The organism is Amycolatopsis sp. NPDC052450 (assembly GCF_044547565.1).
In the GTDB taxonomy this organism is placed as follows: domain Bacteria; phylum Actinomycetota; class Actinomycetes; order Mycobacteriales; family Pseudonocardiaceae; genus Amycolatopsis.
On sequence record NZ_JBIUAQ010000011.1, the window covers coordinates 159,678 to 186,138 of the forward strand.

A 26,461-nucleotide genomic window follows, 5' to 3' on the forward strand; every position below is an offset into this window, starting at 1 on the left:
GTGAGGCTGCGGGGGATACCTCTACGATCGCGCACATATGAGCACCGACCATATGAGCACGATCGTGTTCGTCACTGTCGTCAGACACCATGCCTCCGACGCGGAGCTCGCTCTCGCGCCGGTCAATGGTGAAGCGTTACTCACGCACACTGTGCGGGGGCTGCTCGCGCTGCCGGATCTCGATCTGGTGGTCGTAGCGGCCCCCGAGCGGTGTGCTGATTTGTTTTCGGCCGCTTTGAGCGGCTTCGAGAACCGTTGCCGGATAGTACCCGGCTCGTCGCTCAAGCATGCTTTCGACACCGTCGAAAACGAAATCGCCGGAAACCCCGTCTTTCTCGTGCACGACGCTTTGCGTGCGTTCACTCCCGCGGACACGGTCCGTGCCGTCGCGGACGCGGTCCGTGCGGGCTCGCCTTTCGTGGTTCCCGTACTTCCGATGGCGGACACCGTGAAGGTGACCGACGCGGCGAAGGTGATCACAGGTACCGAGGACCGCGCATATTTGCGCACGGCCCAAACCCCGCTCGGCTTCACCCGTGAGACTTTTCTCTCTTATGTCGACAAGCCGTCTCTCGACGGCGCGCACACCGTCGCCGGGCATCCGGATGCGATGCGCGTCACCAACGCGTTCGAACTGAAACTGGCCGAAGCGATCGCGGTGGCCGGGAAAGAGGAAGTGCTGTGAGGATCGGGAACGGCGTCGACGTCCACCCCGTCGAGGCGGGCCGCGAATGCTGGATCGCCGGGCTCCTCTGGCCCGGCGTCGACGGCTGCGCGGGACATTCCGACGGCGACGTCGCGGCGCACGCGTTGTGCGACGCGCTGCTGTCCGCGGCCGGGCTCGGTGATCTCGGCGCGGTGTTCGGCACCGGCGATCCGCGGTGGGCGGGCAAGCACGGTGTCGAGTTCCTCGCGGAGGCGCGGCGTCTGGTCGAGGCGGGGGGCTGGACAGTCGGGAACGCGACCGTCCAGATCGTCGGCAACGCGCCGCGCGTCGGGAAGCGCCGCGAAGAGGCCCAGAAAGTGTTGAGCGAGGCCGTCGGCGGGCCGGTGAGCGTCTCCGGGACGACGACCGACGGACTCGGCCTGACCGGACGCGGCGAGGGCATCGCGGCGTTCGCGACGGCACTGCTCCTGCCCTCGCAGGAATAGCCCCCGCCGGAAGCCGGTTCGGGCTGTCATGGCAGTCACACTTCCCGAACCGGTCCGCGAACTGGTGGACGGCAAGAACTTCGCGACCGTGGCCACACTGGACGCCGACGGCGGCCCGCAGACCTCGGTCGTCTGGGTGGGCCTCGACGACGGCGATCTGGTCTTCAGCGCCACCGAAGACAGGCTGAAGGTACGAAACCTCCGTCGCGACCCTCGCGCGAGCGTGTCGATCACCGACGCGGAGAACCCGTACCGGCACACGCAACTGCGCGGCACGGTCACGATCAGCCCGGACCCCGAAAAGACGCTCCCGAAGGCACTCAGCCACAAGTACCTCGGCCAGGACCCGCCGCCGGAGGGCCCGGAGGTCGAGCGGGTGATCGTCCGCCTGCGGGTGGACAGGGTCGCCGGGAACGTGGCTTAGGCTCGCGATCATGGGTGTGACCTTCAACGACGCGACCAAGAAACTCCTCGACGGCAACAACTTCCCGGTGCTGGCGACCATCAACGCCGACGGCTCCGCGCAGACGTCCGTGCTGTGGGCGAAGCGGGACGGTGACACGGTGCTCTTCGCGACCGTCCGCGGCCGTCTCAAGGAGCGGAACATGGCCAGGGACCCGCGGGTGTCCGTCTCGGTCTTCGACCAGGAGAACCCGTACGACTACGTCGAGATCCGCGGGACCGTGGAGATGACCGACGAAGGCGGGCGCGAGCTGATCAACGAGCTCTCGCACAAGTACCTCGGCAAGGACTACCCGGAGGAACCTGCCGACGTCGTCCGCGTGCTGGTCCGGATCACGCCGACCAGGATCACCGGCAACGCCGCCTGAAACTGAGATGAAAGGCCCCTTCATTGCAAATTTTGCAATGAAGGGGCCTTTCATCTCACGCGCGGGGAGCGGCGAACACCCCACGATCGTGGCTAATGTGGGGCTCGTGACCTTTCGCGCTGTGTTGTTCGACTTCTCCGGCACGGTCTTCCGCCTCGAACAGGACGAGACCTGGCTCGCCGACCTCACCGACCACGAGGGGGAAGGCCTCGACATCGAGGCCCAGACCGAGCTGATGCGCCGGATGACCGCGCCGGTCGGCCAGGTCGTCGATCTCGACGACGAGCATCTGCACGCCTGGAACCACCGCGACCGCGACCCCGCGCTGCACCGGAAGGTGTACCTCGAGGTCCTCAAGCAGTCCGGGGTGCCGCACGCCGACCAGGCCGTCGCGCTCTACACCCGGCTGATCGATCCCACCCAGTGGACGCCGTACCCGGACACCGAAGCCGTCCTCAAGGGCGTCTCGGGCAAGGGCGTGAAGCTCGGGGTGCTGAGCAACATCGCCTTCGACATCCGGCCGGCGTTCAGCCGCCGCGGCTGGGACGCGTTCGTCGACGAGTTCATCCTGTCGTTCGAGGTCGGAGCGGTGAAGCCGGAGCCGGAGATCTTCCGCACGGCCGTCGAGCGGCTCGGCGTCGACCCGGCGGAAACGCTCATGGTCGGCGACAGCGAGGAGGCGGACGGCGCCGCGCGCGAGATCGGCTGCGCGTTCGCGCTGGTGGAGCCCCTGCCGACGACCGAACGGCCGGACGCCCTGCTCAGCGTCATGCGCACCCATAACCTGCTGTAATACGGTCACTGCGACACCGCTCACGCCGACCCCGTACCCTTTTAGGGTGGCACTACACCTCTATGACACCGCGACCCGGAGCGTGCGGGAATTCCACCCCGCCCGTAGCGGAACGGCGTCCATGTACGTGTGTGGTGCCACCGTGCAGGGCATCCCCCACATCGGCCACATCCGCGGCGCGCTGAACTACGACGTCCTGCGCCGCTGGCTCGTCCACAGTGGACTCGACGTGCTGATGGTCCGCAACGTCACCGACATCGACGACAAGATCCTCACCAAGGCCGCCGAAGCGGGCCGTCCCTGGTGGGAGTGGGCGGCCACGCACGAGCGCGCCTTCGAGTCGGCGTACGAGTCGCTGGGCTGCCTGCCCGCTTCGATCTCCCCACGGGCGACCGGGCACGTCACGCAGATGGTCGAGTTGATGCAGCGGCTGATCGACGGCGGGAACGCGTACGCCTCGGGCGGCGACGTGTACTTCTCGGTCAAGGCGTTCGACGGCTACGGCGACCTGTCCGGGCAGAAGCTCGACGAGGTCCAGCAGGGCGAGACCCTCGCCGAGGGCAAACGCGACCCGCGCGACTTCACCCTGTGGAAGAGCGCGAAGCCGGGTGAGCCGTCGTGGCCGACGCCGTGGGGTGAAGGCCGCCCCGGCTGGCACCTCGAGTGCTCGGCGATGGCGACGACCTACCTGGGTGCCGAGTTCGACATCCACGGCGGCGGTATCGACCTGGTCTTCCCGCACCACGAGAACGAACGCGCCCAGTCCAACGCGGCAGGCGACCCGTTCGCGCGGTTCTGGCTGCACAACGCCTGGGTGACCATGGCAGGCGAGAAGATGGCCAAATCGCTGGGCAACACGGTGTCGATCCCGGCGATGCTCGAGAACTACCGGGCCCCCGAACTGCGTTACTACCTGGTCCAGCCGCACTACCGGTCGACGATCGAGTACTCCGACGGAGCCGTCGCCGAAGCCGCTCAGGGCTACCGGCGGATCGAGCAGTTCCTCCGGCGTACCGCGGGCATCGTCGGCGAGGTCCACCTCGGCGAGGTCCCGAAGGACTTCGCCGCCGCGCTCGACGACGACCTGGCCACTCCGCAGGCCTTCGCAGTGCTGCACAACACGGTCCGCGACGGTAACGCAGCACTCGACGCGGCCGACAATTCCAAGGCACTCGAAATCGCCGCCTCCGTGCGCGCGATGACCGACGTGCTCGGCCTCGACCCGCTCTCCGCGCGCTGGTCCGAGGCGGGCGGCAACGAAACGCCCACCCGGCAGGCGCTGTCCGAACTCGTGGAAGGGCTGCTCGCCGAACGGCAGCAGGCCCGCGCCGAGAAGGACTTCGCCCGTGCGGACGCCGCGCGTGACCGCCTCCAGCAGGCGGGCATCGTGGTGGAAGACACCCCGAACGGTCCACAGTGGACCGTCAAGGACGTCTGACACTTACTCGGTCTCTAGCTCAAGGATTCTCACTGATGGCAGGCAACTCCCGGCGCCAGGGCGCTATTCGCAAGCCCGGCACGAAGAAGGGTCAGGTCGTCGGCTCCGGCGGCCAGCGCCGGAAGGGCCTCGAAGGCAAGGGCCCGACGCCCAAGGCCGAGGACCGGCCGGGGCACAAGGCGTATCGCATGTCGAACGCGCGTGACCGCAAGGAACAGGCGCGGCAGAAGAAGGCGGACAAGCCCGAACTGATCGCCGGCCGCAACCCGGTCGTCGAGGCGTTGCGCGCCGACGTGCCCGCCACCGCGCTGTACGTCGCGATCAACATCGAGATCGACGACCGCGTCAACGAGGCCGTCCGGCTCGCCGGCGACAAGGGCATCTCGATCCTGGAGATCCCGCGCGAGGAACTCGACCGCAAGACCAACCGGGCCATGCACCAGGGCCTCGGCCTGCAGGTCCCGCCGTTCGTGTACGCCGACCCGCGTGACCTGATGGCGGTGGCGAAGGACTCGGGTCAGACCCCGCTGTTCGTCGCGCTCGACGGCGTCACCGACCCGCGCAACCTCGGCGCGGTGATCCGCTCGGCCGCCGCGTTCGGCGCGCAGGGTGTCCTCCTGCCGGAGCGGCGCAGCGCGGGGATGACCGCGGTCGCGTGGCGGACCTCCGCCGGCACCGCCGCCAAGCTGCCGATCGCCGTCGCGACCAACCTGACCCGTCAGCTGAAGGCGTGGAAGGAAGACGGCCTGATGGTCGTCGGCCTCGACGCGGACGGCTCGGTCGACATCGACGAACTGGACGTCGCGTCGGACCCGCTGGTCATCGTGCTCGGCTCGGAAGGCCGCGGCCTTTCCCGGCTGGTGCGCGAGACCTGTGACGCGACCGTGTCGATCCCGATGGCCGCCGGTGTCGAGTCGCTCAACGCGTCGGTCGCGGCCGGGGTGCTGCTGGCCGAGGTGGCGCGCCGTCGTCGTATCGCGGGACGTGTCTGACCCCGCACTTCGTCGACACGGTACGGGGTGCTCAGGCTAAGGTCACCAGCGGATAACGCGTAACCGCCCTGGGGGACCCCGCACCGATGTCGTTCATTTCGCCGCTGTTCCTGTGGTACTTCATGCCGGCGGTCCTGCTCGCCGTGCTGCTGTGCCCGCGCAGCTGGCGGAACGGCATCGTCGCGGTCGGCAGCCTGATCTTCTACGCCACCGGCGCCGGGCCGTACACGCTGGTGCTGATCGGCTGCATGGTGGTCAACTTCCTGGCCGGGCCCGCGCTGGAGCCGAACGCGTGGGATCTGCAGAACAAACGGCGCAAGCGGCTGCTGCTCGGGGTCATCGGCCTCAACGTCGGCATGCTGCTGATCTGGAAGTACGCGGGTTTCGCGACGCAGCAGATCGCGGCCGTGACGCACTGGTTCGGCGGCGGTTTCCCGGTGGCCGACCTCGTCATCCCGATCGGCATCTCGTTCTACACGTTCCACCACATCTCCTACGTGGTGGACATCTACCGCGGTGAACGCCGCGCGCTGCGCAACCCGGTGTCGTTCGCCGCGTACATCGCGATGTTCCCGCAGCTGGTGGCCGGGCCGATCGTGCGGTACCGCGAGATCGCCGACCAGCTGCCGCAACAGCGGTCGCACCGCCTCGACGACATCGCCGCCGGCTTCCCGCGGTTCGCGCTCGGGCTGTGCAAGAAGACGATCATCGCGGACTCGCTCAGCCCGATGGTCGACGCGTGTTTCAACACGCCACCGGATCAGATGACCTTCGCGATCGCCTGGCTCGGCGCGATCGGATACACGCTTCAGCTGTTCTTCGACTTCTCCGGATACTCCGACATGGCGATCGGGCTCGGCCGCATGCTCGGCTTCCGGCTCCCGGAGAACTTCGCGAGACCCTACTCGTCGGTGACCATCACCGAGTTCTGGCGGCGGTGGCACATGTCGCTGTCCCGCTGGTTCCGCGACTACGTCTACATCCCGCTGGGCGGCAACCGCACCGGCGCCGGGCATACGTACCGGAACCTGTGCATCGTGTTCGTGCTGACCGGCTTCTGGCACGGCGCGCAGTGGACGTTCCTGATCTGGGGCATCTACCACGGCGCGCTGCTGATCGTGGAACGCGCTTTCGGCTACGACGTCACCCCGAAGACCCAGGCCGCCCGCATCGGCCGCCGCGCGCTGACGCTCGTGCTCGTGGTCTTCGGCTGGGTGTTCTTCCGCGCCAAGGACCTGCCGCACGCGCTCGGCATGATCGGGCACATGGTGCTGCCGGACTTCACGGGCCTCACCGACGTCGTCGAGAGCGCGGTGACCAACCAGCGGCTGCTGATCCTGCTGTGCGCGCTGGCGATCGTGTTCCTGCCCGCGCATCCGGTGACCGGCCCGCTGCTGGAGTCTTCGCGAAGCCGCCCGGCCACCGCGCTGCGGATCGGGGTGATGACCGTGGGACTGGTGTACGCGGCCATCCTGATCGCGACCGGTACCTTCAGCCCGTTCCTCTACTACCAGTTCTGAGGGAGCCCCGAGCATGACCGATCTCGCGAAGCTGCCAGGGGTGATCCCGTACGTCGACAACCACGACGGACCGCGTCGGCTGCTCACCATCGAGCTACGCCCGTACCCGTCGTCGATGGTGCCGTACGCGCCGTTCGTGAGCATCGACGGCAGGCAGTACGTGGTTTCCTGGGGTGCGGTCACGTTCGAGATCCCCGCCGACCGGAACGTCCACGTCAGCGCGCATCTGCACACCAACTACGGGTCACAGGCCGCCGCGACGCCGTTCGCCTCGATCGTCCTGGCGCCGCATGACGAGCCGGTCCGGCTGACCACGCAGTTCACCGGCAAGGGCGGTTCGATCTTCCCGGTCGGTTAGCGCAGTTCCTCCCTGGCTACTGTGTCCTGCCGACCGATCTGCCGCGGCCACGGCGGCTGAAGTTCCTGGCGGACATGGAGTTGCTCGGCGAAGCGGTCGAAAACGTCTGCGTGCGAAGGGATCCGGTTTCCGCAGGGTGAACGTGGAGATCCTCGGCAACACGGATCCGTTCCTGCACGCGCATGTCTGGCCGCGCTACGACTGGGAACCGGCCGACAAGGTCGGACAGCCGGTCTGGCTGTATCGGTGGAAAACCGGGCTGCGAGCCTGAGTACGCCTGAGCGTCCCCGCCGCCGAATCCGGCGGCGGGGACGCTGTCTCAGACGAGACCGGTCAGCAGATCGGCGAAGACCCGCGGCCGGCTGAAGTAACCGACGTGCGACGAGGCCAAGGTGCGCACCTCGAACGGGTTGTGCGGAGTCAGCTCGTCGGCCTTGCGGATCATGTAGTCCTGCACCGCCGGAGTGATGCTGAGGTCCTCGGCGAGCCGGACGTAGGTGTGCGGGACGAGCCCCCACCGGTCCGCCTGAACCAGCGCGCCCGGCTCGAGCACCGCGTAGCTTTCGTCCGAATCCAGGGAGTCGAGCAACAGCCGGAACTGGTGATCGGTGGAGTCGGCCATGATGGCGGCCTTCAGTTCGGCGAACAGGGCCGGGTCACCGTGGGCACCGCGCCAGTTCAGCCGGGCCACCCCGGCTTCGTCGACGTCAGGCACGGCGATCCGCGCCGACAGCGCGTCCAGCAGGTTCTCGTCGGCCACATCCCACGCTTCGGTGAGCATGGCCGGGTCGCTGAGACAGAGGGCGGAGAGGTAGACGACGCGGTCGAGCAGTTCCGGCGCGGCGTTGGCGACGGCGCTGATCGTCAGCCCGCCGAGGCTGTTGCCGACCAGGACGAGCGGTCCTTGGCCGTCGAGCCGCCGGAGGGTGTCCACCACATGCCGCACGTTGTCCCGCAACGTGACTCCGCGCAGCGGGGAGGGAGCGGCCGCCAGTGCCGCGAGGTCCTGCGGTTGCCGGTAGTAGGCGGCGGGGCTGTCCGCGAGGTCGCCGTGGCCGGGGAGGTCGACGGCGTGCGAACGGTATCCGAGCAGAGCCAGTTCGTTCTGCAACGGACCCCAGGCCCGTGCGTTACTGGAGCCTCCGTGAACGAATACGAAAAAGGGGCGCGAAAGTGCGCTCATGAGCAAGATCCTTGTCATCCTTTGGCGAACGGTGGACGTGGACCTCGACGCCGACGACGGGCGGCATCAGGTCAGCGCGCCGGCCGGATGCGAATGGCCTGCCAAGTGTGGATGACGGAACACATGCCGATCACCGTAGCCGGAAGCGCCGCCGGACACCCCCGATTTACCGGGCGCCCGAGACCGGCAGGCTGCGAGCCGCGTCGAGCACGAGCTGAGCGAACTCCTTGCCGTGCACCATCGGCAGGTAGTGCCCGGCCTTCGGGACGTTGACCAGCCTGCCGTCGGCGCAGGCGTCGAGAAAGCGGCGTTCGTGGCGGCGGAAGTGGTCGCGTGAGCCGTTGATGAGCCATGTCGGACCCGGATATGTCCTGAGTTCCCCGAGCACGTCGAAGTCGGCGAAAGCCTCGGCGACGTCCGGGATCACTTCGGTCGCGATGCCGCCGTCGATCACGGCCTCGGCGAGTTTCGGCGGCAGGACGCTTCGGAACTGCCGTCGGCTCAGCCGTTCGCCGTGGTCCGGCAGCCGCATGAGCAAGCGGTGCGCCACACGGAACGGTGCCTCCAGTGACCTGCCGGGCAGGTAGGTCGAGTCCGCGACGACCAGACCGGCGACACGCTCCGGATGTCTTGCCGCCGCGGCGATCGCGACGAAACCGCCGAGGGAATGCCCGATGACCAGCGCGGGCTCGTCGATGCCTTCGACGACCGCGTCCGCTGCCGCGGCCAAGGTGAACCGCTCGCCGCGGCGGGTGCCGTGCCCCGGCAGGTCGACCGCTCTCGCCGACAGCGCCGAGCGGTCCAGTTGCTCGGACCAGGCGGCACCGCTGAGCCGGATGCCGTGGACGAAGACGAGGGGAACCATGAACTACCTCCTGAATGCAACGCACCGTTGCGTTGCAAAGTACAGGCGATCGCGCCGTAACGCAACGGTGCGTTGTATTGTTCTCCGGTGACCACCCGGAACGGCCCCCGCAAGGCCGAGGCGATCTTCGCCGCCACCCTCGAACTGCTGGCCGAGCACGGTTACGACAAGCTCGCCATCGAGGCCGTCGCCGCACGGTCCGGCGTCAACAAGACGACGCTGTACCGATGGTGGCCGTCGAAGGACGCGCTCCTGGCCGCCGCGCTGCGCGATTCGGGGCTGTTCGCCGTCGACGTCCCAGACACCGGTAGCCTGCGCGGCGATCTCCTTGCCGTGGCAACACAAATCCACCGGCTGCTGACTTCGGAGCACACCGCGCCGGTCGTCACGGCGGCACTGACGGCGGCCCCCCGGCGTCCGGAACTCGGTGACGTGGCACGGAGTTTCTTCGCCGACCGCATGGCGCGCGAAGAGCCGATCTTCGAACGCGCCGCCACGAGAGGCGAACTGCGCGACGGCGTCGATCCGGTCCTGGTGATGGATCTGCTCGCGGGCGCGATCTGGTTCCGGCTACTGCTGCGCGGGGGCGAAGCCGGTCCGAAATTCCTCGAAGAAGCCGTCGACACAGTACTGGGTGGTGCCGCGTGAGAATCGCACTGAAGATCGAATCCGAGCGGCTCGAAGACTATCTCGTCGCCGACGCGGTCGTCGATCACGATCATCCGCTGATCCGCGAAACGGCTGACCGGCTGTCACCGACCGGCGGCACCGAAGTCGACGTGATTCGTTCGATGTTTCACTTCGTGCGCGACGAGATCGCCCATACGGTGGACGCGGCCGATTCCCGGATCACCCTTATGGCCTCCGAGGTTCTGCGCGAGCGGGTCGGGCTCTGCTACGCGAAGGCCCACCTGCTGGCCGCTTTGCTTCGCAGCCAAGGCATCCCGGCAGGGTTCTGCTATCAGCGGATCGGCGTCCTGCACGGGCTCAACGGCGTGTATCTCGCCGGCCTGGACCGGTGGATCCGGCTCGACCCCAGAGGCAACAAAAATGGTGCGGACGCGCATTTTCCTTTAATACAAGCGAGTCTGCTGGAAGATGAGCGGCTCGCGTGGACACTGGACCCGGGCAAAGGCGAGATCGACTTCCCCACGGTCTACACCTCACCGTCTTCGGCCGTCGTCGAAACCCTGTCGTCGGCGAAGCCCGGACCCGCATGGTACGAAGGAATCCTTCCGCACGCTCCGTGAGTGGTTTTTCCGTGATCCGGCGAAACCTCCGATGCGAAACCGGTATCGCCGAGCGTCACATTCGTTGTTGGTACCTTTCCCCCGAATTTCTTATTTCGACATTGTCACGAGGCGCGTAGAGTAACTCCCCGCACTCGAACAGATACGCAATGCGTTCGTCCGTTCGGGTGCTGATCAAGGAGGTGACCTACGTGCCCGCGGAAGCCGACCGGCTCCGCCGTACCACGTTGCAAGAGATCTTCTGGACCAGGACAAGTCTGCTGCTCACCGTACTGGTCGTTGTCGCGGGCCTCAGCCTGTGGATCTCCAGCATGATGGATCCCGGCGCCGGTAAAACGCTGCTCACTTCACTGGGCACCGGCACCCTGATCTCCGCGGTGGTCGGCTTCGGCCAGACCCTGATCACCGCCACCGCGTCACAGCGCGCGCTGGTGACCCCGGTGATCGAGGAGAGCCGCCGCGCGCTGGAAGCGCTCAGCGCCGAATACCGTTCGCTCAACAAGGAATTCTTCCCCACCCACGTCTTCGAGGCGACCAGCGATCCGGATCCGTTGTTCAACCGGATCATGACCGAAGACCTCGACGTGACCAGGCACTACTTCTTCCGCGGCTTCTCCGGCAGGCACGCCGCGGCCCGATTGCTGTTGTCCCGCACCGAAAGGGAGCTGCGCGTGGTCATCGCCGACCCGCGTGACGAGGGAGCGATCAGCGGCAGGGCGCGCTATCTCCTGCGCAGCGAAGAAGCGGGCATGGACTACGAGACGATCCAAACAAGGCTCAACGACGAGATCAGCATCGGCCTGGTCGGGCTGTTCCTGGCCCGTAGCCGATGCTCACTGGTGGACATCACCGTCGTCGCCGACCCGCCGCTGGACCGGCTCGAAGTCTTCGACGAGAGCGTTTGGGTGACCTTGTACAGCGACATCCGCGGCGCGACCACGCTTTATCCGCGGACACTGCGGTTCAGTGAGGGTTCCTTTCTGTACAACAAGGAACGCTCCGAATTCCTGCGTGTGTCCCAGTCCCGGTCCGGGCGGCACTTCCGCATCTCCACCACGACGACGAGGGCGGATTTCCTCGCCCTGTACGAAAAGATCACCGGCTCTCCCCTGTCCGAAGAGAACTTCCTCGAACTGGAAGGAAAATTCCACGCCTTCCGGAAGGAGTTCACCACACTCGCCGAGTTGAACCCCTGACCGCTCGGCGTCGCAGAGCACTAGATTTGAGGAGCTGAAGTTGCTCACTCGCTTGTCCCCCCTCACCCAGCTCTCCGCGCTCCTCCGAACCACGGACCTGCCGTTGGCGCAGCACTGGCAGGTCGTCGACGAGATCTTCCGCGACTGGACGTCGAGACCAGAGCTGCGCGACGATCTTCGGCGGCACTTGGATTCGCTGAGCCCGGACGAGGCGAGCGCGATCCTCGCGCGGTCGCGGGAGACCACCACCCATTTCGCGTGGTGCCTGCTCGATTGCCCGACCGACCCTTTTTCGGTCTGGCTGCACGAGTACAAGGCGCCGGAGGACTGGCGTGAGGGGTACGCCGATTCCGTGCACAACCACAGATATCACTTCTGCACCACGCTCCTCCGTGGCAACTATGTCCACGAGCGGTATTCGACCCTGCGCGACCAGCTTTCCGGATTGATCACATCGGTTCGGTTACGACGTAGCACGCTGTGTCAGACGGGGTCGGTAGGCGTCATGTACGCGGACGAGTTCCATCGGATTCCCGAGGCCACCGAAGGGACTATGACGTTTCTCGTGAAGTCACGCCCGGTAAGCGAGTTCAGTCTTTCCTATGACCCGAAGACTGGAACAGGGCATCGTCACGTTCCGGTCGAGGTCCGATTGGGGGACCTCGCCGACCGCATCTAACTACACACCGCCGTCGAAGGCGCATACGCTTACTCCACCCGTCTGTAAACGGGATCGGAGAGGTGTATGCGCGCGCGAAAGAGCACGATTCCTTCCCAGACCATCGACGCCGTCGAGCATCGCGTCCGGCGACTGTGCTGGCGTTATGCCGACAAACTGCAGTTCCACGGCTGGCATCACGTGAGTTTCGTCCGGGCAAAGGCCGCGGGGTTCGCCGACCACAACGGGGCGGACCGCACCGTCGTCGAAGTGGCGGCGCTGGTGCACGATGTGAACTACATCGTGCTCCGCAACTCCCCCGCGGCCGCCGGGCGAGACCTCCGGATGAACATCCTGCGGGAATGCGGTGTCGAGGAGAGCATGGCCCGCTGGGTCGACGAGATCGTCGACGAAGCCGAGATGGCGACCAGAGGACGCCACATCTCGCTCGAGGCGCAGGCGTTGAGCGACGCCGATACGCTGTTCAAGGCGCTGCCGGTGACGCCTGTCGTTCTCGCCCACCGCTATCTGCGGGAGAACGGGTTGAGCCTCCGCGAGCTGGCGCACAAGATCGTCGGCGAGCAACGCGACGTCCACGACAGCGGCTACTACTTCTACAACCCCAAGGCCGCGGAGAACTACTCCCGATGGGCGTTGGCGAATCTCCAGTTGTGGCAGTGCATCAAGGAAGCCGTCGACGATCCGACGGTCGTCGAGCTTCTCGACGCGGTGCACGCCGTAGATGCGACGGACTTCGAGGCCGAGCCCGCTGCTTCCTAGCGTCACGTGAATCTGTTTGCTTGCCGTTTGGTTCGTGATCCACCGGCGAACGGCGGTTTTCGCGTGATCAGACGCGCGACACGCGTGCCTGGAGACGGAACACGCGTGACGTCAGCGCTGGCCGTAGCCGCGGAGTTTCTCCACGACGTGCTCGATCTCGGCCGTCGGGAGGAGATTCGGCGTTCCCGCCGACCGTGCTGTCAGCCAGACCTGGCAGACCCACTCGAGCTGCTGCGCCCGGCTGTACGCGGAGCCGAGACTGTCGCCGAAGGTGGTGGTGCCGTGGTTCGCCAGCAGACAGCCTCGGCGGCCCTCCAGGGCCTCCAGCATGGCCTTGGCGAGCTCCTCGGTGCCGTACGTCGCGTAGGGCGCGACGCGGGCCGTCGGGCCGATCGCGGCGAGCATGTAGTGGATCGGCGGCACCTCGGTGACGAGGGTGGAGACGGCCGTGGCGTGCACGGAATGCGTGTGCACCACGGCCGACACCGGTTTGCCGTCCGGATCCGCCGCCTGCCGGTACACGGTGAGGTGCATCGGGAGTTCGCTGGTCGGTTTGAGCGAGCCGTCGACGACCTCACCGTCCAGGCCGACCACCGGTACGTCTTCCGGCCGCAGCCCGGCGTAATCGACGCCTGTCGGGGTCACCGCGATCAGCTCGCCCTGCCTCGCGGAGACGTTCCCGGAGGTGCCGACCACGAGTCCGTCGGTGGTCATCCGGCGGGCGAATTCGCAGACCGCCACGCGTTCTTCGGCCAGGATCACCGTCACAACCTCCAGAGTCCGCGGGCCGCGGCCAGTGAGGCCTGGTAGTCGGCGTAGCCCTGCTCGTAGAACCCTACGTTCTCGGGGCGGACCTCGACGACGCGTGCGCTCTCCGCCCAGAGCTCCCGGTCGACCGGTTCGCCGAGGGCGTCCGCGGCGACGATCACCGCCCCGCGAGCACCGACCCCGGGATCGCCGGGGATCACGATGGGCCGTCCGAGAACGTCGGCGAAAATCCGTGTCCACTCGAGCGAGCGGACCCCGCCGCCGCAGGCGTACAGCGTGCCGGTGAGGCCGGCCGCCTCGAAGCAATGCCTTGCCGCGTAGGCGATCGACTCGCACAGCGCGCGGACGATGTCGCCGCGCTCGCTCTCCAGGCTCAGTCCGGAGAACTGCGCCCTGGCCGAAGCGTCGACGAACGGCGCCCGCTCACCGGACGCGGAGAGGAACGGCAGCGCACGAACGCCGCCCGCGCCGGGACTGCTCGAGTCGAGCAGCGAACCGATCTCCTCGACCGCGATTCCGAACAGGCGGCACACCCAGTCGATTCCCGCGGTGCCGACCATCGCCGGCATCGCCCGCAGGAACTCGCCCTCCTCGGGCGTACAGAGGAACATGCCCGCGGGCTCGCCCTCCGGATCGAACTCCGCCGAATCCGTCAGGACCTGGCAGGCGAGTGTGGTGCCGGCGGTGAGGATGCCGTCGCCCGCACGCCGCACTCCGGCGCCGATGGCGCTGGCGGGCAGGTCGAACGGCCCCGCGGTGACCGGCAGCCCGACTGGAAGACCGAGCAGCCCGGCCCCGCGCTCGTCCAAGCGGAAGACGGTCTTCGGCACCGCCGGCTCCACGAACAGGCTTCGGCGGTGTGAGAGCCCGACTGCCGCGATGGCCTCTTCGTCGTACTGCCGGGTGGCCGGGTTCAGGAAAGGCAGCGAAGCGTCGGACGCGTCGACGGTGATCTCGCCGGTCAGCCGCTGGAGCACCGCGTCGACGCAGTAACCCGCCACCGCCGCCCTTTCCAGCGACTCCGGTTCATGAGTGTCCAAAAAGGACATGATGGCCGCGGCGCAGCCAGGGAACATTCCCGACGCGGTACGGCGGAACACTTCCCTGGTCACTCCGCCGGCCTGCCATTCGGCGAGCAGCGAGTTCGCCCGTCCGTCGAGCCACGAGATCGCCGGTCGCACGGCCTCGCCGGACTCGTCGCGCAGCCACAACCCGTCGCCCTGACCGGTGAGGGCGAGTGCGGTGACCGGGCCGTCGAGCCCGGCGGCGACCTCGCGCACCACCGTCGCCACGGTGCCGAGCACCTGGTCGAGGTCTTGTTCGACCAGCCCGCCCGGCAGGTGGTGCACCTCGGAGGTGGTGCAGGCGCTCGCCACGGACATCCCGGCCTTGTCGAAGACGACCGCCTTCGTCAGTGACGTGCCGATGTCGACGCCGATGATCATGGCCGCAGGACCTCGGGGTTCGCCAGATTCGCGAGCGTCTCCCGGCGTGCGTACCGGCCGACTTCGGCGGCGACGATGCTCGCCGCCCGCTCCGCCGTCTGCCTGCTGGCTCCGGCGAGATGCGGGGTCGCGATCACGTTCGGCGCGTCCCGCAGTGCCCAGTCCGCCGGCGGCGGCTCGACGTCGTACACGTCCAGCGCGAGCGCGCCGAGCCGTCCCGAGCGCAGGGCTTCCGGCAGCGGGGAGTAGTCCAGGAGGCCACCACGCGCGGTGTTGACCAGTACGGCGCCTTCCGGCAGCAGGGCGAGTTTGGCGGCGTCGATCAGATGCCGGGTCTCCTCGGTGAGCCGGGCGTGCAGGCTCACCACGAAACTGCGGCGCAGCAGGTCGTCCAGTTCGACGAGCTCCGCACCGTCGGCGCTGATCTTGGCGGGGTCGGCGAACGGATCCGCCACCAGCACCTTCGCCCCGAACGCGACGAGGACCTTGGCCACCCGCGCGCCGATCGCGCCGTATCCGACCAGGCCGACCGTGGTCCCGTCGAGTTCGAGACCGGTCTGGTCGTAGGCGTAGTAGTCGCCACGCCAGGTGCCGCCCAGCAGTTCGGCCGAGGAGGTCGAGATCCGGCGCATCGCGGCCAGGATCATCCCCACCGCGAATTCGGCGGCGGCACCGGCGTTGCGGCCGGGCGCGTACGTCACCGCGACACCCGCCTCGGTGGCGGCGGCGAGGTCTACGTTGACCGGGCCGCCCCGGCACACCGACACGAGCTTGAGGCCGGGTGCGGCGGCGAACACCTGTTTGGTGAACGGTGCCATCTGGGTCACCGCGACCTCGGCTCCCGCCAGGGCCTCGATCACCTGCTCCTCGGTGCCGCTGGCCTCGTGCACGTTCGCGACCGGGCCGAACGGCTCCACCGGCCACGGCAGGGTCAGTTCCGAGAACTCGTGCCCGTCGCCGATCTCGGCACGGACGGCCTCGGCCAGGAGGCCGGTGCCGACGAAATGGTCTCCCGCAGCGAGTATCCGCAACTCTGCGTCCTCTCTCCGTGCCCGCATCGGGCGCTTCTCAGTGTCTGTCGGTGAACCCGCGAACGCAATCGACGCCGCTTCAGTGGGCCTTCTCGTAGTCGGTGATGTGCGCGACCTTGCTCGCGCTGGCCGAGGCCGGGTCGAAGCGGTAGCCGACCCATTCGGCGACGATCTTCTTCGCCAGCTCCGGGCCGATCGCCCGCGCGCCGAAGGTGATCACCTGGCAGTCGTTCGATTTGACCGACCGCTCGGCGGAGTACGAGTCGTGCGCGACCGTGGCCCGGACACCCGGGACCTTGTTCGCCGAGATGGCCATGCCGATCCCGGTCCCGCAGACCAGCACGCCGCGATCCGCCTCGCCTCGCGCGATCGTCTCCGCCGCCGCGAGGCCGAGCAACGGGTATGCCTTGTCGTCCGATCCGTCGGCCACGCCGAGGTCGGTGACCTCGTCCACCCTCTCGTCGGCGAGGAGCAGGTCACGCAGCTGATCCTTGAGCGCCACCCCTGCGTTGTCCGCCGCCACCACGATCCGCATTCAGTCTTCCTTTCCCAGCGCCTGGCCGACCGCGGTGACGAGCAGCGCGAACGAGGTGGCCCCGGGATCGGGGTGTCCCTTGCTCCGCTGTGCCAGCCGTGCCGCCCTTCCCTTGGCGGGCAGGAGATCGGCCGTCGCCTCGGCCGCGCTCACCGCGACCTGGGCCGCCTTCTGCCACGCCTGCGGGACGTCGGCGCCCGCCTTCGCCTGTTCGCGCAACGCCAGCCGGAACGGCTCGATGGCGTCGAGCATGGTCTTTTCACCGGGCTCGGCCTTGCCCAGTTCGACGAAGGCCGCCACGGCTCCGTCCACGGCGTCCGCGAGGACCGCCGACGTGACCTCACCCCCGGACCGGCCTTGCAAACCCGCGCCGGTCTCGGCCAGCAGGACCCCGTACAGGGCACCGGAAGCACCACCCGCCGCGTCCGCGAACGCCGTGCCCGCGGCCAGGAGCGCGGTGGACGGCGAGTCTCCGTCGCGTCGCGCGGCGGCCACCGCGGCCCGCATGCCTCTGGTCATGCCCAGCCCGTGGTCGCCGTCCGCCGCGACCGCGTCCAGCCTGCCGAGTTCGGCTTCGTTGGCCTCGATCTCGTGGAGGGCCGCCGTCAACGCGCGGTCCACGATGCCCTTGCCCGGTTCGGTCTCCGCCAGCAGAGAGTCCACTGTGGACTCCAGTGGGACCTGTGCCAGCGCGGCGCCGGTGCTCCGGTAGCCCGGGGTGTCGCAGGGGGCGGCGTAGAGCTCGGCGAGTTCGTCGTCGAGCACCAGGATCGACAGCGAGACACCCGCCATGTCGAGTGACGTGACGAACTCGCCGACCTCGGTGTGCAGCGGGCTGAGCCCCGCCGCGGCGAGCCGTTCGTGGACCCGGGTGTAGGTCGCGAACATCTCCTCGTATTTGGTGCGGCCCAGCCCGTTCAGCAGGACTACCACGCGACCGTCACCCTCCGGCAGTTCCAGGAGGAGACCGTCGACCAGTTCGTCGGCCAGTTCGCGGGCGCTCAGCCTGCCGACCGTGCGTACGCCGGGCTCGCCGTGGATGCCGAGCCCCAGCTCCATCTCGCTCTCGCCGACGGTGAACAGCGGGGCGGAGGCGCCGGGCAGGGTGCACCCGCCGAACGCCACCCCGAACGTCCGAGTGTTGACATTCGCCTTCTCCGCCACCGCGTGCACGGCGGCGAGATCGTCACCGCGTTCGGCGGCGGCACCGGCGATCTTGAAGACCAGGAAGTCACCCGCCACGCCGCGCCGCCGTTCCGGCGCGTCCGCGGGACCGCTGGCGATGTCGTCGGTGACCAGGACCGTGCGGCTCTCGACACCCTCGGCCGCCAGCCTGCGCGCGGCGAGCCCGAAGTGCAGCACGTCGCCTTGGTAGTTGCCGTAGCCGAAGAGCACACCGGCACCGCTCTCCGCGGCCCTCGCCGTGCGATAGACCTGCTCGGCACTCGGGCTGGTGAACACGTCGCCCACCACGGCACCGTCGGCGAGACCGGGACCGACCAGCCCGGCGAACGCGGGATAGTGCCCGCAGCCGCCGCCGATCACCACCGCCACCTTGGGTTCGGATTCCTCCCGGCGCAGTACGCCATAGGCGCCGGGGACCTTGCGCACCGAACGCCCGTAGGCGGTGACGAACCCGTCGAGCCAATCGCGTTTGAACGTCTCCGCGGCACCCAGGACCGTCATCGCCCGCTCGCTTCCGCGAATTCACCGGACAGGTACGCGAGCAGCTTGCGGCGTACGTCGTCGTTGTTCTCCGCCACCTCGGCGGCCAGCTCCAGCGCGTCCGGCTTCGGCGGATACACCGGATTCGGCAGCGCGATCACGGTGAGCCCGGCCGCGGCGGCGGCGCGGATGCCGTTGCTGGAATCCTCGACGCCGAGGCATTCCTCGCCCGACCGGCCGAGCCTGGCCGCGGCTTCGAGGTAGACGTCCGGGCTCGGCTTGCCCCTGGCGACCTCGGCACTGGAGACGGTCGCGGCGAACTCGCCGGTGAGACCGTGCTTGCCGAGTACCGCGTCGATCACCCGGCGGGCGGCCGACGACGCCAGCGCGACCGGTACCTTCGCGCTCACCTCGCGGACCATCTCGCCCGCTCCCGGAAGCAGGGGCGCCTCTCCCGCTTCGATCGCGGCGATCATGCCGTCCACCACGGCACGCTCGACCTCGACCGCGCTTTCCGTCGTGCCGGACCGCTTCGCGAGGTATGCGGCCCACTCGGGCGCGCTCATCCCCTGCACGGACGCGGTGTCCTCAGCGGTCCATTCGGTCCGGTGCCGGGCGGCGTACGCCACCCAGTTCTCCTCCCAAAGGTGTTCACTGTCGACGAGGACACCGTCCAGGTCGAACACCACCGCGGCGAGTGCCATCCGGCATCTCCTTTCACATCGATGCTGTTAAGTTAACATCGATGATGTGATCTGGACAAGCCCTGAGGAGGGATCCCGTGGTCGCACGGTTGTTATTGGCACGGCACGGCCAGACCGAATGGCACACCGAGAACCGGTACGCGGGCAGCAGCGACGTCGCGCTGACCGAGGAGGGAGTCAGGCAAGCGGACGAACTCGCCGGGTTCGCCGCGGCGGCCGGCCCGTCCGCGGTGTTCTGCTCGCCGCAGAGCCGGGCGCATCGTACGGCGGAGCCGTCGGCCGAAGCGTTGGGCCTCCCCTTGCGCGTGGTCGACGAACTGCGCGAAGTCCACTTCGGACTGATGGAAGGACGCACCCGGGACGAGCTCGCCGCCTCGGATCCCGAGGTGGTCGCGAGGTTTCTCGCCGATCCGGTCACCGGCGCCTTCCCCGGCTCGGAGCCGCCAGGGGAAGCGGCCGCCCGCGGAGCGAGGGCACTGCGCGGCATCGCCGCCGAGGTCCCGGGCCAGACGGTGCTGGTCGTCGCGCACAACACGCTGATCAGACTGACGCTGTGCGAACTGCTCGGCATCCCGCTCGAGACCTACCGCACGGTGTTCCCCCGACTCGACAACGCGGCCGTCACCGAGATCGCGATCGACGGCACGCGCACCGGCCTGCTGCGCCTCAACCAGCCGGCGCGCACGCGATACTGGACGACATGAGCGATGAGAAGACGGCCGGTGCGAGCGCGCACTCTCGTAACACGCGTCAGCAGCTGATCACCGAACACGTCTTCACGACCGGCTCCGCGAGCATCGCCGAACTGGTGGAACTGACCGGCGTCAGCACCATGACCGTGCACCGGGACGTCGACGAACTGGTCCGGCGCGGCCTGCTGAGGAAGTATCGGGGAGGCGTGTCGGCCATGCCGTCGACCGTCTTCGAAAGCAACGCCGACTACCGGATGAACGTGCACTCCGAGGAGAAGCTGGCGATCGCCGCGCACGCACTCGCCCGCGTCGAACCGGGCATGTCGATCCTGCTCGACGACTCCACGAGCGCGCTCGCGCTGGCGAAGATGCTGCACCGCGTCACGCCGCTGACCGTCGCGACGAACTACCTCGGCGCCATCGAACTCCTCAAAGGCGTGCCCGACCTGCGGCTCATCTGCATCGGCGGCGACTACTCGGCGACCCACGACTCGTTCCTCGGCATGCAGAGCCTCGAGGCGATCGAGCGGATCAACGTCGACGCGACCTTCGTTTCGACCTCGGCGATGAACACGCGGATGACGTTCCACCAGGAGCCGGAGATCGTGATGCTGAAGCGCGCGATGCTGGCCAGCGCGCGGACGAAGGTGCTGCTGATGGACCACAGCAAGACCGAACGCGCGGCACTGCACCGGCTGGCGCCGTTGAGCGACTTCGACGTGCTGATCGTCGACGACGGGGTGGAGGAGCACCTGGCCGAGGAGATGCGGAGCCAGGTGGAAGTGGACATCGCGGAGCTCTGAAGGCTTCTGGCCTGAGCCGGGCCTGCAATGAAGGGGCCTTTCATCGCAAATTTTGCGATGAAAGGCCCCTTCATTGCAGGCGGGGCGGCTCACCGGGGGCGGCGTGTCGGGTCACCGGTGTTTCAGGTACCACTACGGTGCCCCGCTGGTCACGCGTGATCAGCGGGACACGCATGGCGTCCGGCCAGCCACGCGAAACGGGCGGCCCGGCATGAAGGTCTCGTGAGTGGCGATTCGGGTTGTTCACTTACTTACGCCTGATCAGGCCGGTCTCGGAGCTTGATGACACTCACGGTGGCACGTTTGAGTGGGGAAGATCTAAGACGTTGAACGTCCCGAATCCTCCCCACTCGAATCACGCGACCACCTGACCGGTACGAGGGATGACTACTCAGCGCGTGCCGGGTGTCGACGATGGAGGAATCGGGACGTTGAGTGTCCCGATTCCTCCATCGTCGAGGGGACGTTCCGGTCTCGGTGCCTGATAAACCCACCGAGTAGAGGGTTCCGGACGGTCAATGCCCGGCCATGCGGAACAGGCCCCTCCAACGACCCGAACACCCCACGAACCACCCGGGCGCGCGAGGCTAACACGAAAATCCACCGATGTAACATCTTGAAAGTTAAGTTAACACGATCCATGATACGCTGAACACGACGTCATGGAGGCGTGCATGAACCAGGTAACATCGCCGTTATCGCGATCCGGGAGCGGGTTCGCCCGTGTATTGAACCGCTGGGGCCTGCCCGCCCCGCTGTTCCTCGGCTATGCCGGCCTGCTGCTGTTCATGATCGGCGACGGGGTCGAGTCGGGCTTCATCGCGCCGTTCATGGCGGACAACGGCGCGGGCACCGAGATCAAGGCCTCGTACGTGATCACGGTGTACGGCGTCGCCGTGATGCTGGCGTCGTGGCTGTCGGGCGCGCTGTCGGACCTGTGGGGGCCGCGTCGCGTGATGATGATCGGCCTTGCCATCTGGCTGGTGTTCGACGTGCTGTTCCTCGCGGTCGCGGTCTCCGGTGAGAACTACCCGTTGATGCTGGTGTTCTACGGCCTTCGCGGTTTCGGCTATCCGATGTTCGCGTTCGGTTTCCTGGTCTGGATCACCGCGGTGGCGCCGGTCGCCAGGCTCGGTGCGGCCGTCGGCTGGTTCTACTTCGCCTTCACCGGCGGGTTGCCGACGCTGGGCGCGCTGGTCGCGAGCTTCACGAACCCGGTTCTCGGCCAGTACGGCACGCTTTGGGTGTCGGTGGTGCTGCTCGCGCTCGGCGGATTGCTGGCGATCTTCGGCGTCCGGCAGCGGACGGGGTACACGCGGCTCGCGCCTCCGGACGTGAAACCGGTGCAGAGCCTGGTTTCCAGCGTGTCGATCGCCTGGAAGAAACCCCGCGTCGGCGTCGGGATGCTCGTCCGGGTCATCAACACCGCCCCCGAGTTCGGGATGCTGGTGTTCTTCCCGACGATCTTCATCGAGGGCATCGGGTTCGGGGAGAGCCGCTGGCTGCTGCTGGTCTCGGTCATCTACGGCACGAACATCTTCTTCAACCTGATCTTCGGCGTGCTGAGCGACCGGATCGGCTGGCGCACCACGATCTTCTGGTTCGGCGCGATCGGCTGTGCGATCTCGATCCTGCTGCTCTACTTCGTCCCGGTCGCGATGGGCGCGGAGTACTACTGGCTCGCACTGCTCGTCGGCGCGCTGTACGGCGCCACGCTCGCCGGGTTCGTGCCGATCTCCGCGCTGCTCCCCTCCCTCGCCCCGGAGAACAAGGGCGGCGCGATGGCCCTGCTGAACCTGGGCGCGGGCGCGGCGGCGTTCGTCGGGCCGGCGATCGTCAGCCTGTTCCTCGGTCCGCTGGGCGCGGCCGGAGTGGTGATCGTCTTCGCCGCGCTGTACCTGGTCGCGGCGGTCATGGTGCGCTATCTGAAATTGCCCGAGGAGACGGCGAAGGCGATCGAAGAGGACAAGAGTCTGCAGGAAGTCGGAGAGAAGGTCGTCACCACGTGAACCAACCCGTCACGATCGGCATCGACGTCGCCACCGCGGGGGTCCGTGCCCTCGCGGTGCGCGGCGGCACCGTCCTCGCTTCGGCCGCCGCGCCGCTGCCCGCGCCCGTCCGCGACGGTCGCGGGCGCAGCGAGCAGGACGCCCGGTCCTGGTGGCCCGCGGTGGAGACGGTGCTGGCGAAGGTCACCGGCGAGCTGCCGGGCAGGGGCGGCGAGGTCGCCGCGGTGGCCGTCGCCGCGACGTCGGGGACGATCGTCGGGGTCGACGCCTCGGGCGAGCCGGTCACGCCCGCGCTGATGTACGACGACAGGCGCGGTGCCGAGCTCAACCGAGAGGCCACCGAACTCGGCGCGGATCGCTGGCGGCGGCTCGGCTTCGGAGTGTCCGCCACGGCCGCGCTCGGCCGGATCGCCTGGCTGGCCGAGCACGTCCCCGGCGTCGCCGGGATCCGGCACACGCCCGATCTGATCGCCGGGGAACTCACCGGCGCGCCGGTGGCGAGCGACTGGTCGCATGCCCTGAAGAGCGGTTACGACCCGCTCGCCCTGGAATGGCCGGACGAGGTCTTCGATGCCTTGCGGGTACCGGAGAGCTTGCTCCCCTCGGTGGTCGCGCCGGCCACCGTGCTGGGCACGGTGGCCCGTCCGGTCGCCGGGCTCCCGGCGGGCTGCCCGGTCGTGGCCGGGATGACGGACGGCTGCGCGGGTCAGCTCGCGGCGGGGGCGGTCACGCCCGGGAGTTTCGTCGGGATCCTCGGCACGACGTACGTGCTCAAGGGAGTCACCGAAAACCTGGTGCCGGATCCGACGGGGGCGATGTACAGCCACCGTCATCCGGACGGCTGGTGGCTGCCCGGCGGCGCGTCGAACACCGGCGGCGAGGCCGTCGCCGGGCAGGGCCGCCTGCCCGAACTCGACGCGGCGGCGGCCGCGGCGGGCCCGGCGAAGATGGTCGCGTATCCGTTGCGGCGCAAGGGCGAGCGCTTCCCGTTCGCCAGCGCGGACGCCGAAGGTTTCGTAACCGGCGATGCCGACGAGGTGGAGCTGCACCGCGCCAGGCTGGAGGGAGTCGCCTTCCTCGAGCGGCTGGCGCTGGACCATCTGCGCCGTCTCGGCGTCACGATCTCCGAACCGCTGCTGGCGGCGGGCGGCGGCAGCAAGAGTCCTTTGTGGACGCAGATCAGGGCGACCGTCACCGGTCTCGGCCTGCGGGTGTCACCGCAGGCCGAGACGGGTTACGGCGCCGCCCTGCTCGCCGCGGCGGCAATCCTGCCGGGTGGGCTCACCGAGGCGTCCGAAGCGCTCGGCAAGGGAACACTGGTCGAACCAGACGAGCGCGAAAGTGCCGCGCTCGCCGAGTCCTACCTGAGGTTCTGCACCGAACTGCACACCAGGGGCTGGATCGACGACGAGCTGTTCGCCGTCGTCCGGCGTTGAGCGATCAGGAAGGGCGTGGTCCATTGGTCTTGTTGGGAGCCGGCTTCGGCGTGGACGCCGCAGGTTTGACGGCTTCCGGCTTCGCGGCCTCGGGCGCGGCAGTGGTTTCGGGAGCGGGAGACAGCAGCCGGATGGCCTCCTGGACGGCGACGTCCGTGGCGGACAGGCGCTCGGCGACCTTCGACCGGAGTTCCAGCGAGAGCTTCCGGGCCTGCTGAGCTTCGGCCTGCTGGGTCTTCGCGTCGGTGAGCGCTTCCGCGACCTGCTCCTGCTTCGCGGCGATGTCCTCCGCCGAAGACTTCTCCGCCTTGGCGATCTTCTCGGCGGAGACCCGCTCGGCTTCGGCGCGTTTTTCCGCCGACACCCGGTCGGCTTCCGCGATCTTGTCCGCGGACGCCTTCTCCGCCTCCGCGCGACGAGCCGCCGAAGCCTCCTCGGCCTTCTTGTCCGCCGCGGCGCGGGTGCGGACGCTCTCCAGGTCCAGCTCCTTGCGCTTCTGCGCCGCCTCGGAGTTCAGCCGTTCGATCTCGGCCTTGGCGTCCGCGAGCAGCTTCTCGCGTTCCGCCTGCGCGTCCTTGGCCGCCTTGTCGCTCGCGCGCTGCGTCTCGTGGGCGTACTTGTCCGCTTCGGCCCGTGTCGACTTGGCGTCGGCTACCGCGGCGGCCTTGAGGTCGGCGATCTCCTCCTCGGCGAGCTGCATCATCATGCGGACGCGTTCGGCCATCGCGCCGGCGCCGGAGGGGCTCGCGCTCATCCGCACGAGCGCGGCCTTGGTCTCGTCCAGTTCCTTCTGGGCGTGGCCGAGCGCCTTCGTGAGTTCGGCGGCGGTCGCGACGGCCTCGTCGCGGTTGCGCGAGAGCTGCTTGAGTTCGGTCGACAGTTCGGCGAGCCGCTCGTCGACCTGTCGCTTGTCGTAGCCACGCACGGAGCCCGCGAATTGGGGCGATTTCGCTGAGGGCGCCTGAGGCGCCGTCTTCTCAGGAGCGACCATGGCGGCCACCTTAATGAGCAGGGGCCCGTCAGGCAGTACCGCCAAACGGCTGCACTCGGAGTGCGACGGGGCGATCACATGGCATCCTGCATTGTTGACAGGTCGTAAGCAGGGGAGGCCCGGTTGGACATCTCGGCGATCCTCGAAGACATCCGTGAGCACTGGCACGTCTACGCCACGATGCCCTTCATCGCCGCGCTCATCGGCTACATCACGAAACGCGTCGCCATCGAGATGATGTTCCGGCCGCTGGAGTTCGTCGGGATCAAACCCTTCCTCGGCTGGCAGGGGGTCATCCCGGCCAACTCGCGCCGGATGGCGACCACCGCGGTCGACCTGCTGACCAAGAACCTCGTCGATCCGCAGGAGATCTTCTCCCGGCTCGATCCCGACGAGGTCGTCAAGGAACTGGAAGAGCCGCTCCTCAAAGCAGTCGAGGACGTCACCCGCGAGGTGATGGAGCAGTACCAGCCCAGACTGTGGGAACTGCTGCCGACCCGGGCGCAGCGCATGCTGGTCGATCAGGTGCGGGCGCAGGCGCCGAAGGTCGTCGCGCGGCTGATGCGCGAGGTGTCGACGAACATCGACGAGGTCCTCGACGTCAACGAGATGCTGATCAACGCGATGGTCCGCGACAAATCGCTGACCTGCCGCCTGATCAAGGAGGTCGCGACCCCGGAGCTCCGCTTCATCGCCCGGTCCGGCATCTGGTTCGGCTTCGTCATCGGCCTGATCCAGTTCGTCGCGTGGGCGCTGACGAAGCAGCCGTTGATCATGCCGATCTTCGGTTTCGTCACCGGCTTCGTCACGGACTGGCTGGCCCTGAAGATGATCTTCTACCCGCGTGAGCCGCGCCGGTTCCTGTTCTTCAGCTGGCAGGGCATGTTCCAGAAACGCCGCCAGGCGGTCGCCAAGGACTACGGCGCGCTGATCGCGGACGAGGTCCTCACCGTGCGGAACGTGATGGAGGCCGTGCTCACCGGGCCCAAGTCGGACAAGCTGTTCGCGATGATCACCCGCGAGGTGCAGCGGACCATCGACGCGCAGGCGAGCATCGCGAAACCGTTGGTGGCGCTGACCGTCGGCGGCGTGCAGTACCAGGAGATGAAGAAGGCCGCGGCCGAGAAGGCGATCGCGTATCTCCCCGAAACGGTGAAACACGTGGAGAGCTACGCCACTGACGCGCTCGACGTCCGCAACACCATCGTCACGAAGATGCAGCAGCTGACCCCGCTCGAGTTCGAAGGGATCCTCCGGCCCGCCTTCCAGCAGGACGAATGGAAGCTCATCGCGGTCGGCGCGGTGATCGGCGGGCTCGTGGGTGAACTTCAGGTCCTGTTACTCCTCCATTGAGGACAGGCGGCTAG

Annotated in this window: 29 protein-coding genes; 20 read left to right on the forward strand and 9 right to left on the reverse strand. The window is 68.0% G+C overall.

Translation table 11 applies throughout. The features are described from left to right. The first annotated feature begins 52 nt into the window (after positions 1 to 52). The 10 genes from ACIHAO_RS20420 (at position 53) to ACIHAO_RS20465 (ending at position 7,354) form a co-directional block, all read left to right on the forward strand. Complete coding sequence (locus tag ACIHAO_RS20420; RefSeq protein ID WP_396560006.1) at positions 53 to 685, forward strand: 2-C-methyl-D-erythritol 4-phosphate cytidylyltransferase; 633 nt, start codon at positions 53 to 55, stop codon at positions 683 to 685. Further along, positions 682 to 1,152 (forward strand): 2-C-methyl-D-erythritol 2,4-cyclodiphosphate synthase, encoded by a 471-nt coding sequence (gene ispF, locus ACIHAO_RS20425; RefSeq protein WP_034310203.1) that lies wholly within the window; start codon positions 682 to 684, stop codon positions 1,150 to 1,152. The genes ACIHAO_RS20420 and ispF overlap by 4 nt, the downstream gene beginning before the upstream one ends. A 28-nt stretch (positions 1,153 to 1,180) precedes the next feature. Further along, positions 1,181 to 1,576: a PPOX class F420-dependent oxidoreductase gene (locus ACIHAO_RS20430; RefSeq protein ID WP_396560009.1), complete on the forward strand. Its 396-nt coding sequence runs from the start codon at positions 1,181 to 1,183 to the stop codon at positions 1,574 to 1,576. A gap of 10 nt (positions 1,577 to 1,586) precedes the next feature. After that, positions 1,587 to 1,982, forward strand: a complete 396-nt coding sequence (locus tag ACIHAO_RS20435; RefSeq protein WP_125791259.1) for a PPOX class F420-dependent oxidoreductase — start codon at positions 1,587 to 1,589, stop codon at positions 1,980 to 1,982. Between the two features lie 106 nt (positions 1,983 to 2,088). Next, positions 2,089 to 2,775 (forward strand): HAD family hydrolase, encoded by a 687-nt coding sequence (locus ACIHAO_RS20440; RefSeq protein ID WP_396560011.1) that lies wholly within the window; start codon positions 2,089 to 2,091, stop codon positions 2,773 to 2,775. A 46-nt stretch (positions 2,776 to 2,821) separates the two neighbouring features. Further along, complete coding sequence (gene cysS, locus ACIHAO_RS20445) at positions 2,822 to 4,213, forward strand: cysteine--tRNA ligase (RefSeq protein WP_396560013.1); 1,392 nt, start codon at positions 2,822 to 2,824, stop codon at positions 4,211 to 4,213. 35 nt (positions 4,214 to 4,248) lie between these two features. Then, positions 4,249 to 5,205, forward strand: a complete 957-nt coding sequence (gene rlmB, locus ACIHAO_RS20450; protein ID WP_396560015.1) for a 23S rRNA (guanosine(2251)-2'-O)-methyltransferase RlmB — start codon at positions 4,249 to 4,251, stop codon at positions 5,203 to 5,205. Between the two features lie 86 nt (positions 5,206 to 5,291). Beyond that, on the forward strand, positions 5,292 to 6,725 hold the full coding sequence (locus tag ACIHAO_RS20455; protein ID WP_125791255.1) for an MBOAT family protein: 1,434 nt from the start codon (positions 5,292 to 5,294) through the stop codon (positions 6,723 to 6,725). A 13-nt stretch (positions 6,726 to 6,738) separates the two neighbouring features. Next, on the forward strand, positions 6,739 to 7,083 hold the full coding sequence (locus tag ACIHAO_RS20460) for a hypothetical protein (protein WP_396560017.1): 345 nt from the start codon (positions 6,739 to 6,741) through the stop codon (positions 7,081 to 7,083). Between the two features lie 136 nt (positions 7,084 to 7,219). Next, positions 7,220 to 7,354 (forward strand): hypothetical protein, encoded by a 135-nt coding sequence (locus ACIHAO_RS20465; protein WP_396560019.1) that lies wholly within the window; start codon positions 7,220 to 7,222, stop codon positions 7,352 to 7,354. Between the two features lie 48 nt (positions 7,355 to 7,402). On the opposite strand, the gene ACIHAO_RS20470 is transcribed toward ACIHAO_RS20465, so the two are convergent. Then, the gene (locus ACIHAO_RS20470) at positions 7,403 to 8,284 is read right to left on the reverse strand and encodes an alpha/beta hydrolase (protein WP_396560021.1); all 882 of its coding nucleotides are present in this window, start codon (positions 8,282 to 8,284) and stop codon (positions 7,403 to 7,405) included. A 148-nt stretch (positions 8,285 to 8,432) separates the two neighbouring features. Next, positions 8,433 to 9,131, reverse strand: a complete 699-nt coding sequence (locus ACIHAO_RS20475; RefSeq protein WP_396560023.1) for an alpha/beta fold hydrolase — start codon at positions 9,129 to 9,131, stop codon at positions 8,433 to 8,435. Between the two features lie 87 nt (positions 9,132 to 9,218). Here ACIHAO_RS20475 and ACIHAO_RS20480 point away from each other — a divergent pair, with 87 nt between their 5' ends. The 5 genes from ACIHAO_RS20480 (at position 9,219) to ACIHAO_RS20500 (ending at position 13,015) form a co-directional block, all read left to right on the forward strand. Further along, positions 9,219 to 9,779: a TetR/AcrR family transcriptional regulator gene (locus tag ACIHAO_RS20480; RefSeq protein ID WP_396560025.1), complete on the forward strand. Its 561-nt coding sequence runs from the start codon at positions 9,219 to 9,221 to the stop codon at positions 9,777 to 9,779. After that, positions 9,776 to 10,381: a transglutaminase family protein gene (locus ACIHAO_RS20485; RefSeq protein WP_396560027.1), complete on the forward strand. Its 606-nt coding sequence runs from the start codon at positions 9,776 to 9,778 to the stop codon at positions 10,379 to 10,381. The genes ACIHAO_RS20480 and ACIHAO_RS20485 overlap by 4 nt, the downstream gene beginning before the upstream one ends. Positions 10,382 to 10,530: 149 nt before the next feature. Then, positions 10,531 to 11,577, forward strand: a complete 1,047-nt coding sequence (locus tag ACIHAO_RS20490; RefSeq protein WP_396560029.1) for a hypothetical protein — start codon at positions 10,531 to 10,533, stop codon at positions 11,575 to 11,577. A gap of 40 nt (positions 11,578 to 11,617) precedes the next feature. Beyond that, positions 11,618 to 12,256 (forward strand): hypothetical protein, encoded by a 639-nt coding sequence (locus tag ACIHAO_RS20495; RefSeq protein ID WP_396560031.1) that lies wholly within the window; start codon positions 11,618 to 11,620, stop codon positions 12,254 to 12,256. A gap of 66 nt (positions 12,257 to 12,322) precedes the next feature. Then, positions 12,323 to 13,015: an HD family phosphohydrolase gene (locus ACIHAO_RS20500; RefSeq protein WP_396560033.1), complete on the forward strand. Its 693-nt coding sequence runs from the start codon at positions 12,323 to 12,325 to the stop codon at positions 13,013 to 13,015. 111 nt (positions 13,016 to 13,126) lie between these two features. Here ACIHAO_RS20500 and ACIHAO_RS20505 read toward each other — a convergent pair whose 3' ends face one another. From ACIHAO_RS20505 to ACIHAO_RS20530, 6 genes are all read right to left on the reverse strand, one after another. After that, positions 13,127 to 13,777, reverse strand: coding sequence for a class II aldolase/adducin family protein (locus tag ACIHAO_RS20505; RefSeq protein WP_396560150.1), 651 nt, complete (start codon positions 13,775 to 13,777; stop codon positions 13,127 to 13,129). A gap of 2 nt (positions 13,778 to 13,779) precedes the next feature. Next, positions 13,780 to 15,228, reverse strand: a complete 1,449-nt coding sequence (locus ACIHAO_RS20510; RefSeq protein WP_396560035.1) for an FGGY family carbohydrate kinase — start codon at positions 15,226 to 15,228, stop codon at positions 13,780 to 13,782. Next, complete coding sequence (locus ACIHAO_RS20515) at positions 15,225 to 16,259, reverse strand: 2-hydroxyacid dehydrogenase (protein WP_396560152.1); 1,035 nt, start codon at positions 16,257 to 16,259, stop codon at positions 15,225 to 15,227. Before ACIHAO_RS20515 ends, ACIHAO_RS20510 begins: the two co-directional genes overlap by 4 nt. A gap of 79 nt (positions 16,260 to 16,338) precedes the next feature. Further along, positions 16,339 to 16,794: a ribose-5-phosphate isomerase gene (locus tag ACIHAO_RS20520; RefSeq protein ID WP_125786122.1), complete on the reverse strand. Its 456-nt coding sequence runs from the start codon at positions 16,792 to 16,794 to the stop codon at positions 16,339 to 16,341. Further along, positions 16,795 to 18,480, reverse strand: coding sequence for a dihydroxyacetone kinase family protein (locus ACIHAO_RS20525; protein ID WP_396560037.1), 1,686 nt, complete (start codon positions 18,478 to 18,480; stop codon positions 16,795 to 16,797). Continuing rightward, positions 18,477 to 19,163, reverse strand: a complete 687-nt coding sequence (locus tag ACIHAO_RS20530) for an HAD family hydrolase (protein ID WP_396560039.1) — start codon at positions 19,161 to 19,163, stop codon at positions 18,477 to 18,479. The genes ACIHAO_RS20525 and ACIHAO_RS20530 overlap by 4 nt, the downstream gene beginning before the upstream one ends. A gap of 77 nt (positions 19,164 to 19,240) precedes the next feature. Here ACIHAO_RS20530 and ACIHAO_RS20535 point away from each other — a divergent pair, with 77 nt between their 5' ends. The 4 genes from ACIHAO_RS20535 (at position 19,241) to ACIHAO_RS20550 (ending at position 24,103) form a co-directional block, all read left to right on the forward strand. Next, positions 19,241 to 19,867 carry a histidine phosphatase family protein gene (locus ACIHAO_RS20535; protein ID WP_396560041.1) on the forward strand — a complete coding sequence of 209 codons (627 nt, stop codon included), beginning with the start codon at positions 19,241 to 19,243 and terminating at the stop codon, positions 19,865 to 19,867. Further along, positions 19,864 to 20,658, forward strand: coding sequence for a DeoR/GlpR family DNA-binding transcription regulator (locus tag ACIHAO_RS20540; protein WP_396560043.1), 795 nt, complete (start codon positions 19,864 to 19,866; stop codon positions 20,656 to 20,658). The genes ACIHAO_RS20535 and ACIHAO_RS20540 overlap by 4 nt, the downstream gene beginning before the upstream one ends. A gap of 674 nt (positions 20,659 to 21,332) precedes the next feature. After that, entirely contained in the window at positions 21,333 to 22,667 is a 1,335-nt protein-coding gene (locus ACIHAO_RS20545; protein ID WP_396560045.1) for an MFS transporter, read from the forward strand. After that, positions 22,664 to 24,103 (forward strand): FGGY-family carbohydrate kinase, encoded by a 1,440-nt coding sequence (locus ACIHAO_RS20550; protein WP_396560047.1) that lies wholly within the window; start codon positions 22,664 to 22,666, stop codon positions 24,101 to 24,103. The genes ACIHAO_RS20545 and ACIHAO_RS20550 overlap by 4 nt, the downstream gene beginning before the upstream one ends. Positions 24,104 to 24,107: 4 nt before the next feature. On the opposite strand, the gene ACIHAO_RS20555 is transcribed toward ACIHAO_RS20550, so the two are convergent. Next, positions 24,108 to 25,094: a hypothetical protein gene (locus tag ACIHAO_RS20555; RefSeq protein WP_396560049.1), complete on the reverse strand. Its 987-nt coding sequence runs from the start codon at positions 25,092 to 25,094 to the stop codon at positions 24,108 to 24,110. A gap of 123 nt (positions 25,095 to 25,217) precedes the next feature. Here ACIHAO_RS20555 and ACIHAO_RS20560 point away from each other — a divergent pair, with 123 nt between their 5' ends. Beyond that, complete coding sequence (locus tag ACIHAO_RS20560) at positions 25,218 to 26,447, forward strand: DUF445 domain-containing protein (protein ID WP_396560051.1); 1,230 nt, start codon at positions 25,218 to 25,220, stop codon at positions 26,445 to 26,447. Positions 26,448 to 26,461: the final 14 nt, after the last annotated feature.